General features: G+C 60.1%; 17 protein-coding genes. 12 read left to right on the forward strand and 5 right to left on the reverse strand.

Annotated elements, in window-relative coordinates; genetic code table 11:
- Positions 1-5 precede the first annotated feature (5 nt).
- Together AB8808_RS11360 and AB8808_RS11365 are read right to left on the reverse strand one after the other, a co-directional pair.
- Positions 6-1,034, reverse strand: a complete 1,029-nt coding sequence (locus AB8808_RS11360) for a DNA-binding protein (protein ID WP_369929430.1) — start codon at positions 1,032-1,034, stop codon at positions 6-8.
- A 338-nt stretch (positions 1,035-1,372) separates the two neighbouring features.
- A complete protein-coding gene (locus tag AB8808_RS11365; RefSeq protein ID WP_369925597.1) occupies positions 1,373-2,353 on the reverse strand; it encodes an IS5 family transposase in 981 nt (326 codons plus the stop codon).
- Between the two features lie 331 nt (positions 2,354-2,684).
- On the opposite strand from AB8808_RS11365, the gene AB8808_RS11370 reads away from it, so the two are divergent.
- The 6 genes from AB8808_RS11370 (at position 2,685) to AB8808_RS11395 (ending at position 5,930) form a co-directional block, all read left to right on the forward strand.
- Positions 2,685-3,074 carry a hypothetical protein gene (locus AB8808_RS11370; protein ID WP_369929432.1) on the forward strand — a complete coding sequence of 130 codons (390 nt, stop codon included), beginning with the start codon at positions 2,685-2,687 and terminating at the stop codon, positions 3,072-3,074.
- Between the two features lie 40 nt (positions 3,075-3,114).
- Positions 3,115-3,321 carry an MbtH family protein gene (locus tag AB8808_RS11375; protein WP_369929434.1) on the forward strand — a complete coding sequence of 69 codons (207 nt, stop codon included), beginning with the start codon at positions 3,115-3,117 and terminating at the stop codon, positions 3,319-3,321.
- A gap of 91 nt (positions 3,322-3,412) precedes the next feature.
- The gene (locus AB8808_RS11380; protein WP_369929436.1) at positions 3,413-4,012 is read left to right on the forward strand and encodes a hypothetical protein; all 600 of its coding nucleotides are present in this window, start codon (positions 3,413-3,415) and stop codon (positions 4,010-4,012) included.
- On the forward strand, positions 4,009-4,428 hold the full coding sequence (locus AB8808_RS11385; protein ID WP_369931247.1) for a thioesterase II family protein: 420 nt from the start codon (positions 4,009-4,011) through the stop codon (positions 4,426-4,428). The genes AB8808_RS11380 and AB8808_RS11385 overlap by 4 nt, the downstream gene beginning before the upstream one ends.
- Positions 4,328-5,403 (forward strand): IS3 family transposase gene (locus AB8808_RS11390; RefSeq protein ID WP_369929438.1). Its coding sequence is split into 2 segments (ribosomal slippage): positions 4,328-4,586 and positions 4,586-5,403, totalling 1,077 coding nucleotides; the frame shifts between segments, so codons are not numbered across the junction. Before AB8808_RS11385 ends, AB8808_RS11390 begins: the two co-directional genes overlap by 101 nt.
- Positions 5,404-5,465: 62 nt before the next feature.
- Positions 5,466-5,930, forward strand: coding sequence for a hypothetical protein (locus AB8808_RS11395; protein ID WP_369929440.1), 465 nt, complete (start codon positions 5,466-5,468; stop codon positions 5,928-5,930).
- Positions 5,931-6,081: 151 nt separating this feature from the next.
- On the opposite strand, the gene AB8808_RS11400 is transcribed toward AB8808_RS11395, so the two are convergent.
- A complete protein-coding gene (locus tag AB8808_RS11400; protein WP_369929442.1) occupies positions 6,082-6,864 on the reverse strand; it encodes a DUF3592 domain-containing protein in 783 nt (260 codons plus the stop codon).
- A 175-nt stretch (positions 6,865-7,039) separates the two neighbouring features.
- Here AB8808_RS11400 and AB8808_RS11405 point away from each other — a divergent pair, with 175 nt between their 5' ends.
- From AB8808_RS11405 to AB8808_RS11420, 4 genes are read left to right on the forward strand one after another with little or no spacing between them, the layout of a single operon-like run.
- Positions 7,040-7,306, forward strand: coding sequence for a hypothetical protein (locus AB8808_RS11405; protein ID WP_369929444.1), 267 nt, complete (start codon positions 7,040-7,042; stop codon positions 7,304-7,306).
- Entirely contained in the window at positions 7,296-7,955 is a 660-nt protein-coding gene (locus AB8808_RS11410) for a contact-dependent growth inhibition system immunity protein (protein ID WP_369929446.1), read from the forward strand. The genes AB8808_RS11405 and AB8808_RS11410 overlap by 11 nt, the downstream gene beginning before the upstream one ends.
- Complete coding sequence (locus AB8808_RS11415) at positions 7,955-8,407, forward strand: hypothetical protein (RefSeq protein ID WP_369929448.1); 453 nt, start codon at positions 7,955-7,957, stop codon at positions 8,405-8,407. Before AB8808_RS11410 ends, AB8808_RS11415 begins: the two co-directional genes overlap by 1 nt.
- Before the next feature lie 31 nt (positions 8,408-8,438).
- On the forward strand, positions 8,439-8,933 hold the full coding sequence (locus AB8808_RS11420) for a hypothetical protein (RefSeq protein ID WP_506193214.1): 495 nt from the start codon (positions 8,439-8,441) through the stop codon (positions 8,931-8,933).
- A gap of 140 nt (positions 8,934-9,073) precedes the next feature.
- Here the strand turns inward: AB8808_RS11420 and AB8808_RS11425 are convergent, their stop codons facing one another.
- Positions 9,074-9,277 carry a hypothetical protein gene (locus AB8808_RS11425; protein ID WP_369929452.1) on the reverse strand — a complete coding sequence of 68 codons (204 nt, stop codon included), beginning with the start codon at positions 9,275-9,277 and terminating at the stop codon, positions 9,074-9,076.
- A gap of 157 nt (positions 9,278-9,434) precedes the next feature.
- Complete coding sequence (locus tag AB8808_RS11430; RefSeq protein WP_369929454.1) at positions 9,435-10,016, reverse strand: CGNR zinc finger domain-containing protein; 582 nt, start codon at positions 10,014-10,016, stop codon at positions 9,435-9,437.
- A 212-nt stretch (positions 10,017-10,228) separates the two neighbouring features.
- Between AB8808_RS11430 and AB8808_RS11435 the strand changes: the two genes are divergently transcribed.
- Both AB8808_RS11435 and AB8808_RS11440 read left to right on the forward strand, forming a co-directional pair.
- A complete protein-coding gene (locus AB8808_RS11435) occupies positions 10,229-11,116 on the forward strand; it encodes an alpha/beta fold hydrolase (protein WP_369929456.1) in 888 nt (295 codons plus the stop codon).
- A 350-nt stretch (positions 11,117-11,466) separates the two neighbouring features.
- Positions 11,467-12,249, forward strand: a complete 783-nt coding sequence (locus tag AB8808_RS11440; protein ID WP_369929458.1) for an efflux RND transporter periplasmic adaptor subunit — start codon at positions 11,467-11,469, stop codon at positions 12,247-12,249.
- The last annotated feature ends 103 nt before the right edge of the window (positions 12,250-12,352 follow it).

Below are 12,352 nucleotides of genomic sequence, written 5' to 3' on the forward strand. Positions count from 1 at the left end.
TCATATTAGGTCGACGGCGCTGTCCCCGTCTGCGGGAATGGCTGAAGACTCGATAGCAAGGCCTCGATCGTTCCCCAGCGTTCGCCCTGCGCTCTGGCGTCTCGCAGGGCGTCCGACATCGCGTTGCGTTCGGCATCCCATTGCATGTGCGCCATCGTCTGTTCGCGGCGCATCGCTTCCAGGTCCGCGGAGATCTGACTGACGCGCTGCTCGAGCGCCTGATTGGCCTGACGTAAGGCCTCTGTGCCGGCGGCGCGCTCCTGCGCTGCAAGCAACGCCCGGCGCGCTTCCCGCAGCTCTTTGTCGTGCTGCCCAGCCTGCTCGGTCAATCGGGCATTGTCTAGATTGAGCGTGAGGAGCTCGTCGTTCTTCGTCGCCACGCTGTCCGTGGCCCGGCGCAGTTCCACCTGGAGGGCTTGCACTCCCTGTTCGTGTTGCCGCGCTTCGATCTCGCGCTGCTCTTTGGAGGCCAGCCGGAAATGGTCCAGGGCGTCACGCGCCTGCTGGTGTTTGGTTTCGACCGAGGTCAGATGGGCCTCGCGTTCGCCCAACTGGCGTTCGAGGCCGGCCAGGCGCTCCTGCAGGCCAACGATCACGGTATCCCGTTCCCGCAGGGCCTGCTCGGTCGCCGCGAGCTTCTGCTGGGCGCCGTCCAAGGTCGTCTGCAAGCGCTGAATCTGGTCGCTTGCCTCGCGCGTTTGCCGAGTCAGTGTGCTCACCTCGGTCTGGGCGGCGGCCACCTGGCTGTCGGCTCGGGTCTGCCCGTCGGCGACGGTCGCTTCAGCCTCGTGGCGCAATTGGGCGGCGAGCTGCCCCACCAGGGCCTGGAGCGCGTCGCTGACCGCTTCGCCGGCGAGTTCCGCCGCGCTGACCTCTTCGGCCTCCAGCTCCTTCATCAGCCGGTGGATCGTCGTCTTCGAGCCGGTATTGCCCAACGCGATCCGGACGGCGTCCAGCGAGGGGTTCGTACCCTGAAGCAAGAGAGTGTCACGCGCGACTTTGACCTCGGATTTATAGACTCTACCGCGTGCCATGACTTGCCCTCAGTGATTTATCATACCGTAGTACGTACTACGTATATACGTACCAGCTGGTATGCAGTCAAGTGCCATCCAGGTAGGTAAATAAACGCGGGATAATTACGAATTATCACGCCTTGGTTGCAGGCGAGAGTAGAATTCGGTTTACCCGGTACAGATCGCCATTACGCCACCCGCAACTCTGCTAGGGATACTCTGATCTATGAAGCATAAAACGGACGTCTATACGCAACGGCATGCACATCAGTTGATGCCGGGCAAAGAAGGAGCGGAAGTACTGTTTTCCCTGTCGCTGGTTCAGCCTGAGCCCTGATCAACGCCTGTGTTCGGCGTCACAGACGCACCTCCCCTGCGGACAGGAGCAAGGTTCGTCGCACCATCCACAGATTTGACAGCGCAAACAACGTCAATACCTGCGCCGTGTTTTTGGCCAGCCCCTTGAACCGTGTCTTCTGATAGCCGAACTGTCGCTTGATCACCCGGAACGGGTGTTCGACCTTGGCTCGTATCGCGGCCTTGAGGTATTCGACATGCTTGGTGGCTTCTTTCCATGCACCTTCAGGCATCGCCTTGACTCTCCCGCGCTGCGCTGCGATGTGCCACATAAGCCCCCGCTTCGCTACACGCTTTTCTGCTCCCCGGTAGCCCGCATCGGCATAAACGGTTCGTTCTTCGCCGTGCAGCAACTTGTCCGTTTCCGTGACGTCACTCACGTTCGCCGGCGTGGTGGTAACCGTGTGCACCAGGCCCGATTCCACATCCACACCGATATGCGCCTTCATACCAAAGAACCACTCGTTGCCTTTCTTTGTCTGATGCATGTCCTGATCGCGCTTCTTGTCACGGTTCTTCCTCGACGAAGGCGCATGGATGATCGTGGCATCCACGATCGTGCCCTGGCGAAGCAGCAGGCCCTGCTGCCCCAGGTGGGCGTTGACCGCGTCGAGTATCTTCGCCGCCAGACCGTGCTGCTCCAGAAAGCGACGGAACTTCAGAATCGTCGTCTCGTCCGGAATCGCATCGTCGTTCAATTCCAGCCCGGCAAAGCGCCGCATCGACTCGATCTCATACAACGCATCCTCCATGGCCGGATCGCTCAACGCGTACCACTGCTGCATGAAGTGGATGCGCAGCATCGTGGCCGCCGGCATCGGCGGTCGGCCACGCCGGCCCGCTGTCGGATAACTGACGAGGATCAACGCCAGCAGCGCGTCCCAGGGCACGACCTTGTCCATCTCGCCGAGAAATTTCTCCCGCCGCGTCGGCTTCTTCTTCGATTCGAAACTCATGGAGGCAAAGGATCGCTGCTTCATCGCGAGGGATTCCTGGGACTTTCGACTATTTTGACGCAAGCGGGGGATTAAATCAGGGCTTCCCTAGGACTAAGCGCGCTCAGGTGGTTGAATAACGCGATCTTCGTGAAGGGTCTTCTGTCGAACTTCCCTTCGCAGACTGTCTGGTGCAATAACCTTGGCGCTTTCTCCACTTTGGCCTGATCTCTCATGGCGCTACGGCACGTTGGCATAGAGATTTTGGCCGCTCGCCGCATCGGCATAACACGTTTGGCGGGCGTTGTGACTAATACGGCGCAAGATTCGTCGCAAGTATGGCGCAGGATCAGCCACTTAGCTCGGCATAGAGATCTTGGCCGCACCCACCAATGCTGCCAACCTTTCTGGGCCATCGACTTCAAACCGCCAAGTAGTCCAGGCCAGTCATAGAAAGCTGCCAACAAAGCTGGGCCACGCTTCGCAATCCGCCAACAATTTTGAACCTATTAACCGCAAAGACGACGAATCTCGACGCTTATCCGGTTCGGATAGCGACCGCGCTTGGTCGATAGTTGAGGAGCTCCAATGTAAAACAGCCTATGTGTATGCCATGGGGCAAGAACCGTGGCTCCGCTTCGTCGCGGGCCTGGAGTACACCAAAGACAGCAAGCAGATCATCGAGTCTGATAGATTTGTCACCCGTTGTCGGGCAGAGGGCATCCACTCCGAGCGGCTCCATGGAAGCCGAACGTTTGAATATTGAACAGTCTCTTGTAAAACACCTTCATCGACACAGGACTATCATGACCAACCCTTTCGACAATGACACCGTATCCTTTCTCGTCCTCATCAATGACGAGCAACAGTACTCGTTGTGGCCTGAGTTTGCCGACATTCCCCACGGATGGTCGACGTGTTTCGGACCAGAGAAAAAACAGGCTTGCCTGGAATACGTCGACCAGAACTGGTTCGATATGCGACCCAAATCGTTAGTCGAGGCTACCTCCTAAGGCGGGGGGGGGTAAGAGCGAAATGTTGCTTGGCGTACGATTATGGGCCTCTAGGCATAGAACAGCGAGGGACATCCTTAAGAACGGCACCGTGTTGGGCATCGTTCTCGCGATGCATGTCTTTCTATTGGCATTTTTGATGGCAGGTTGGAATAGCAACTACGAATGGACGCAACGCGCTGCCGCAAGCACCGTTACGGCGCTTGAGGTCCATTTCATCGAGCCTCGACGATCTTCGCCTCCGCCGCCGCCTCAAGCGACGTCTCTACCGCCCCAAGCTAAGCCCGACCATGCGCCCCGGCGAGACGTTGCACCGCGTAAGATCGTCAAGGCCGAACCGCCCAATGCTGCCTCACCGGTAGAGGCTCCGGCGCCGATGCCTGACGCCCCGCCGCAATTGCGTTACGACACGGCGGACACCACGATGCCCTCGTCGTCGTACGGTGACCCCTCACTTCGCAGTGCATTGGACGCAGGTCAAGCGCGTTCTGCGGCCAAGTTACCAGGATACAAGGACGGCTCTGTCGTACAGGGCATCAAAGTGTCGAATCCGGGCAGCATTAGGGATTCAATTCGGAAGGTTGGCGACTTCATGAATTGCAGCGCCGTTGAAATGCAACGAAACAAGCCTGGGGGAAGCCTTAATCAGAGCCTGCTCAAGGCGTATGACGAGATGGGATGCAAGAAATGAGTCTATCGCCATGGCTGGTACCGCTGAGGAGATCGGCGCGTACGGAAAGGAGATTGATCTGCCTACCGCACGCAGGAGGGAGTGCCCATACATTCCGATCCCTAGCCGCGTACTTACCTGAAGACATTGATATGTGGTCGGTGCAGCTTCCTGGCCGAGGAAGCCGATTTAATGAACCACCGTTGCAGTCCATGAGTGAGGTGCTCCATGAACTGCTGCCGGTAGTCGAAATGCTGCTCGACTACCCCGACGTCCCCCCAAATTTGAGTAGCGCCCCGGTTTCGAGTTCAATCCCCCACAAGAAGGAGATTGGACGTGAAGAAGCGTTTTTCCGAAGAGCAGATCATTGGCTTCCTGCGCGAGGCCGAGGCAGGCATGCCGGTCAAGGACCTATGTCGCAAGCACGGCTTCAGTGAAGCCTCTTACTACCTGTGGCGAAGCAAGTTCGGCGGCATGAGCGTGCCCGAGGCCAAGCGGCTGAAGGACCTGGAGTCGGAGAACGGACGCCTTAAAAAGCTGCTTGCCGAGCAGCTTCTGGAGAACGAGGTCATCAAGGAAGCTCTGCGAAAAAAATGGTGAGCGCACCGGACCGGCGCGAGCTGGTGCGCTATCTGATCTGCCAGGAACTGAGTGAGCGCCGGTCGCTGGCGATCGCCGGCATGAGCGCAAGCGCTTACCGATACGAGCCGCGGCCCGACGCCAATGTCGAGCTGCGCGAAATGATCTGCGCGCTGGCGAATCGCCATAAACGCTACGGCGTCGGCATGATCTACCTGAAACTCCGCCAGGCCGGTCAGATGGTCAACTACAAGCGAGTTGAGCGCCTGTACCAGGAGGCGAACCTGCAGGTGCGCCGTCGCAAAAGGAAAAAGGTGCCTCCGACCGACAGGCAGCCACTGCTCCGGCCCGCGGCCGCAAATGAGGTCTGGTCCATCGATTTCGTCTTCGATCGCACCGCCGAAGGGCGCGTATTGAAGTGCCTGACGATCGTCGATGACGCCACGCATGAGGCAGTCGCCATCGAGATCGAGCGGGCCATCTCAGGCATCGGCGTCACGCGCGTCATGGATCGCCTGGCTGTCACTCGAGGCCTGCCGAAGATCATTCGCAGCGACAACGGAAAGGAGTTCTGTGGCAAGGCCATGGTCGCATGGGCACACGAGCGCGGCGTGCAGCTGCGCCTGATCGAGCCTGGCAAGCCGAATCAGAACGCCTACATCGAATCATTCAACGGAAGGCTTCGCGATGAATGTCTCAACGAACACTGGTTTCCCAGCCTGCTGCATGCCCGAACCGAGATCGAAAACTGGCGACGGGAATACAACGAAGAGCGACCGAAGAAGGCACTCGGCGGGCTGACTCCCGCCGCTTACGCGAAACAGTTACATTAACCCCGGACTCAAATCGGACCGCTACTGAAGGCGGGGGGACGTCGGAAGTGGTCGGACTGACGATGAGTATGTGGATGACGCGCGGCGAATTCCGAACGATGTTCCGACCTATGGAAGAGCTTTCGAAGCAGCTCGATCATGATTTCGACTACCATTTCTCGCTTCGAACCTGGCTCATGGAACAACCCGAGGACAGACTCCGCAAATACGCTTCCATGGCCGCCTTTCGACGGGAACGCTATGCGCAGAAGCTTCCCATGCTGGCCGGCGCCATTCCTACGCTGGGCATCATTCCCGTCCTTGTCGCTATCTATTTTCAGGGCCGCCAATTGCTTGAGGGCGGACACTTATCGGTGGTCGACTGGCTGTTTGGTTTCGCGCTGTTGCTTTTTTACGTATTAACTTGGACCTCGTCCATAGCGAAGAGCCGACTCGACGGCATAGACATGCACCTCCAAGGCGCATTGAACGAGTTAGAGAAGAAGATCCAACCCGACGCGACTTCGCCATGGGTCGCAGCGCCATAGTCTCCTGCCCCTGAACCCGTCGAGGTGTCACTCTGTGGCCACGCGACCCAGACCAGCGCAGCCGTGGTGCTGGAGACGTTTCATCGGCGCCCGGGACAGGTCGGTGGCCTTCCAGCTCAAAAATGTAGTAAGCGTGACTCTAGTTCCCGAATTAGCGATCATCCGGGCGCTCACGCTTTAATCGGTTGGACTCGCGCGCAATTTCAGCAACGATCGCCTGCTGATCCTGGCTTGCCTCAATGATGGGAACGACCCACTCACAGCCGGCGCGTTTCACATGTTCCCGCCAATTGCCGCTCCAGCCTTCCAGCTCCGAGCGCGCCAAACCAATCGCGCCACCGCCGGAGTAAGGGCCACCACCCACTGACTCTTCGAAGCAGAATGGCTTGTCAGGCCGGCGCGAATCGAGGTGGAACAGATAATAGTGATGGCCGCTCTCGGACTGGTTCATCGAGCCGATCGTGATCCAAGATGACTCGGGCGTGGGCACGCTGGGCTGTTTCATGCGGAGGCCACTGGAGATCCCGCGTCGCCGCGGGTAAGCCTGCACACTGGCTCCCGCGAAGCACAGGGATAGGCCTGCCAGAAGCGCGGACGTTCCCCACATCGCTCCCCAATGATCCACGACCGGATCGACCCCTGCAGACTCTGGCAGGTAATGCACCCGAGCCACGTCGCCAGGTCGGAAGCCGGCAATCATGCCGCCCTGCATATATCGAACGCGGACACCTGCCCCCGTGACAAACGCGATCGTCGGATGCGATCCGCCGTACGGGATTGCCTCAACGACGCCCTCTGCTGTCTCGGCATGCGTGAGGAACTGGACGCGTGACCAGGCAACACGCCCAGCCACCGCCATGAACAAGATCGCGATCAGTCCGAAGACGGTGAAAGTGACCCCTCTGGCCACCGGGGCAAGAACGCGTTCGGCCATATACATACTCCATCGTCGGTCCGACGTCCCCTGCCCTAAGGGGCGGCGCCAGGCGGGAACACGTCGATTATCCCGGATTTATTGTCCCGCCAACGGTTGCCAAAGCTCGACCTTGTTTCCCTCCGGATCCATGACCCAGCCGAACTTTCCATATTCCGAGTCTTCGGCATGGTCCATGCACATCACATCCTTCCGATCGGAGTGCGGCTCGCAGGGACTCCAGGTCATCGACGCGGTAATTGATCATGAAACCGGCGCTGCTGGGCGCGAAATTGGATCCGTCTCCGACCATCCAAGCGGCACTTCCGCCGGAAAGCTTTTCTTCGCCACCAAACGGCGTGCTGCCTGCTTAATATTTGTCCCACTGGGGGTAATGGTTTTCACGTGGGCGTGGTGGTATTTTCGCCCATCGTCTTTGGGCGCATTTTCCTTTGAGCGCTGACCTGCCATTTCCGTCTCTTGCCGCCATGATGGGCCATTGCTTCCATCAGGACATGGACCTCGAGGCTGAGACCGTTCCCGAAGCCGTGGCGCAGTATGTGCGCGGTCTGACTGGCGAGGCGGGACGCGCGCTTCAGACGGATATCGAAAGCTTCCGGCAACAACATGCCGACGATCTGAACGCGGCATTCCTACGGGCTTTTGGCGACGATCTCGACCCTCGCGAGGTCGGGCTCAGCGTGGGCGATTTCCTCAAAATGGTCGAGGCTCTCGTCGATCATCCCGCGTTGTTCCGTCAGTTTCTGGAGGAGGATCTGAATCCAGAATTCCCGCAGTTGCGCCGCTTCGCAAGCGCCCGCCTCCATCCGCATCCCATGGCTGCCGAAGCCCGTAGGCTCGGGCGGTCAGGCGTGAACAGCATGCCGAATGTCCTGGCGATCCATCTTGGCGCGCTTCCGTGGGATGAAAAGCGAGCGTTTATGGCCGAGTTGCAGCGATTCGAAGAGCTTTACGGCGATCGGGCCTCGCTGGTTTTCGGCAAGCGCTGGCTCGATCTTAAGGCCAGCGGGTTCGGCGGTTTTCGTGAGTTCCGGCAGCTTGCCGAGCTGTCGGCGCAGGACAGTGTCAGCGAGACGGAAGCGAGACTTTAATGAAGCGCTTGTTTACAGCTCTGTTGTTAGCGCCCCTTTGGGCCCCAGTTGCCATGACAATCATCGCTGTTTTGTCACCACCACCCCACTTCTTGGAAAGCGTCAGTCGGGAATCCTGGATAGGCATGGGTGCTGCACTGGGTGGCGTATTTGGATATATATCGGTCCTGGCAGTCGGGCTGCCGATCCACAAGATGCTTCAGCGGCGCGATCATCGTTCGGTCCGGGCCTATCTGATGACGTGGTCCGCCGGCGCTTTGTTTATTTGGGCGCTTGCCTTCATCGCAGGCTTTGTCCGGGACGGGCTGGTCTTCTCGGCCTCCTATCTCGCGGAAACCATCGTCAGTCGCCCCTATGTGCCACTATCCTTCGCAGCGATCGGGGCCCTCGTCGGCGGCACGTTCTGGGCCATAGTGAGACCTGATCGCGCTTCGCGTGATCTGCGTAGGTAGCGTCGGCCCAAAGCTGCTTTGAAGGAACTGGATGGAAGCGACAGGGGTTATGACGGCCGGTGAATCCACAACCGCGATGGCCTATATCAAGGGTCGAAGAGGCGTGTCACCACGGCAGATGAAACTGGTCCTGTTGATCTGTATGTTAGCGATCGGCATCCCTGTCGGTGGATGGGTATCGGGATCATGGACCGCGGCCGCGATTTCGGTCGAGTTCGCCTTCGTGGGCGCTTGGGTGGGCTTGCTGATAATCCAAAGACTGGCCAGCTCTTCAATGCGGAAGGCTCTTGCTGAGCGAGGTCAGGCATACGAGCAGCCGCTCACGCTTCGCTTGACCCCGGAGGCGCTCGTCTATGATTTGGGCGACCTGATGATGACCGCCAATTGGCGTTGCATCACGGATCTCTTTCAAACCCGCAAATACTGGGTGTTTCTGGTTCAAAGCAGCGCCATGGTCCTTCCTCGCCGTTTTTTTCCAACCTCCGAAGCCGAACAAATATTTATTGCCGAGGCCATGTCCGGATGACGGACGCGGCGCGTGCGAGAAGCCCGGATGCGGCACGACTGAATGGCCCACCAGCACGCCGAGGCTAACAAGATCAGCGGCGATCGACACCGCCGCTGAGCCGTAGGCCGCGTCTGGCTAACGATTCCCCGTAGCCGCCATCAGCGCCCGTTCGGATCGGGCGTGCCAACGCATTCGTAGCCGGTGACCCGTCCATTCGCGTCGTAGTGGGTGACAAGCGTCTGCCCGATCAGGCAGGAGGGCGGAAAGAATCCCTGTAGCGGGCCATGCATCTTCGTGGCGGTCGATGCCTGCGCCGCCAACGCGACGGTGAGCAAGACGAATCCAATCAGTAGCTTCTTCATAAGCCGTTCCTTCCTGATGGATGTCTTGGCGCACTCCCCTGCCTACGGCCATCCGGAACGTTCGGCATATGCCGAACCTACAACGCGGCTACCGCACCTACCAGTGTCGACTGGCCACGCGAGGGCAACGTTGCCTAATTCGGGCCAACATCGCGGGTTACCCGCGCTTACGCGCCCTAAAAGCGGCCACCTTCATCCGGTTGCCACACGTCGCCTGGCTGCACCAGCGACGATGATGCGAGCGCGTGCGGTCGTGGAACCACAGCGTGCATTCGTCGCTCTCACACTTTCTGACGAGGTCGAAGTTGGCCGTAGAAAGCAGCGTAGCAAGCGCGTTCGCCACGGGCAGCAACAGTCCCGACGTGCCCTCCGCGCGTTCATGCATGGCAATGGACGGAACGTCGCCGGCAGGCCAGTCCAACGTGGCATAGGCACTTCCCGCCTCCAGCAGGCGGTTGAGCAGGCCAGGGTCGGCGGGCTCACCTCGCTTGCGCCGCTCCACGAGATCGCGCGCATGGTCGCGCAGTTGTCTCGCCTCGGCCGATAGGGCGCCGCGCGCCCTGCCCGCTGCCGGCGTCGCGAGTCCGGCAGCCGCGAACCAGGCCGACGTACGTTCCGGATCCGCGAAGTGATCGACACGGGCTCCCAAAGGACCGTACACGCTGTTGATGAAGTCGAGAGCGAGATCGTCGCCGAGGAACAGGGGCGAGGTGCCGCTTTGGGTAACGGAGGTAGCCATGCGCTGCATCCAGGATGGGTGCGCCTAGTGTAACCACTAAATTACACATTGACCAGTTACTACGGTCGGATGTAACGTCCTTAAACCACTTTTTGAAGTTACATCGCTTAGTGCCCAAGGAGTTCCCTATGTCCAGCCAAAATCCTCCCGTCGCAAGGCTTGCCTCAGCAACCGCCCCCGAACCCCACGACACGATCGACCCGCGTCCCCCGATGCCTGTCCACTACCGTTACGCCCAGGCCGATGGTGTCAACGTGTTCTACCGCGAAGCAGGCGATCCCGCCGCACCCACGATCCTGCTGCTGCACGGCTTCCCCACGTCCTCCTTCATGTACCGCAACCTGATTCCCCTGCTGGCCGATCGCTATCACGTCGTCGCGCCCGACCTGCCCGGCTTCGGGTTGACCGAGGTGCCCGAGCACGCGGCCTATGCATATACCTTCGATCGTCTGGCAACGACGATGGACGCTTTCACCCGGGTACTTGGTCTCGAGCGTTATGCGATGCAGGTGTTCGATTACGGCGCGCCCGTCGGCTGGCGTCTGGCGGCGGCGCACCCGGAGCGCATCACCGCGATCGTGACGCAGAATGGCAATGCCTACGAGGAAGGCCTGAGCGAGGGATGGAATCCCATACAGAAGTACTGGCAGGACGCGACCGATGCCAATCGCGAGGTGGTGCGGCAGTTCCTGAGCCTGGAGGCGATCAAGTGGCAATACACCCACGGTGTTCCCGATCCCTCGCTGGTGGCACCGGAGACCTACGCACTCGACTTCGCACAGGTGTCGCGGCCGGGTAACCACGACATACAGCTGGACCTGTTCCTGGACTATCGCAACAATGTGGCCAGGTATCCGGAGTTCCAGGCCTACTTCCGCACGCATCGGCCTCCCCTGCTCGCCGTATGGGGCCAACACGATCCTTTCTTCCTGCCCCAGGGCGCGGAGGCCTTCAAACGCGATCTGCCCGATGCCGAGGTGCACTTCTACGACACGGGGCATTTCGCGCTGGAGTCGCATGGGTTGGAGATCGGCTTGCGAATTCATCACTTTCTATATCGGGTGCTGACGGGCGAATTGCATTCGACAGGTCGACCCTGACCCGTACCGACGGCGTTGCGGAGGCTGTCCCCGCCTCCGCAAACCTGGTCGACAAGCTACACGTGCTGGGTCAAGAATCATCGGCAACTATCTGTTGGCGCTCGCATAGTTAAAACCGGTCAGTCGTAACCAATTACGGCCTTTGAGTATTTCCTTGCGAGTCCCCCGCGCCTCGGATAAATTGCGACCCGGTCGTCGTGACAGGGGGTGACGCAGCCTGCGTCGCCGCGGTGGCCAGAGGCATGGACGTGATGCGTGACAAGGATGGCGTGCGGATCGCGCGCCCAGGGGATGGTTTCAATGCAGGGAGTCGGCGAGCGGTTTTCGCTTGCCTAGGATTCGGCTGCGCCATGACGGCGCATGCCAGCGCCCTGTCGCTGCCGGCCTCCTACGACTGCCTGATTGAACCCGCGCAGACGATCGAACTCGGCACGCCTGTCAGTGGCATGGTCGACAAGGTTCTCGTGCAGCGGGGCGACCGGGTCAAACGCAACCAGGTACTGGCTGTCCTCGAATCGCATGCCGAGCAGGCGGCGGCCGACCTGGCCAAGTACAAATCGCAACTGAGCGGTCCCAGCCAGCTGGCCGAAGCGAAGATCGAGTTCGCCGATCGCAAGTACAGCCGCCGCCGCGACATGGCCGCGGAGAAGCTGATGTCACCGCAGGACCGCGACGATGCCGAGGCGGAGTTGCGTAGTGCGAAGGCGGAACTGCAGACCGCCAGGGAAAACCGCGAGGTCGCACGGCTGGAACTCAACCAGCAGAACGCGCAACTCGCGCTGCGCACTATCCGCAGCCCCTTCGACGGTGTCGTGGTCGACCAGATGATCTGGCCGGGCGAGATCGTCGAACCCGGCGCTACCAAGCACGCCATCCTCAAGGTTGCCCGCCTCGATCCGCTGCGCGTGCGTGTCGTCATGCCGTTGCGTGCCTTCGGGGAACCGAAAATCGGTGCGCCGGTGCATGTGACCTCCGAAGTGCAGCCCGGTCATCCGTACCCCGCCAAGGTGGCGAACATCGATCGTGTGATCGATCCCGCCAGCGGTACCTTCGTCGTACTTCTCGATCTAGCCAACAGTGCGCTCGACCTGCCGTCGGGCGTGAAGTGCAAGGCCCAGTTCGCGACGCCGTGAGGCGTCATGCGTCGGCACTTGCCGGCGTGCACAACTACAAACCGAACATCCATATCGTGAGCCCTGGCGGGTAGCCAGGGCGCCGCACACAGGGGAAGTAAGC

The sequence above is a fragment of the Xanthomonas sp. NCPPB 2632 genome (assembly GCF_041228075.2).
Taxonomy (GTDB): domain Bacteria; phylum Pseudomonadota; class Gammaproteobacteria; order Xanthomonadales; family Rhodanobacteraceae; genus Luteibacter.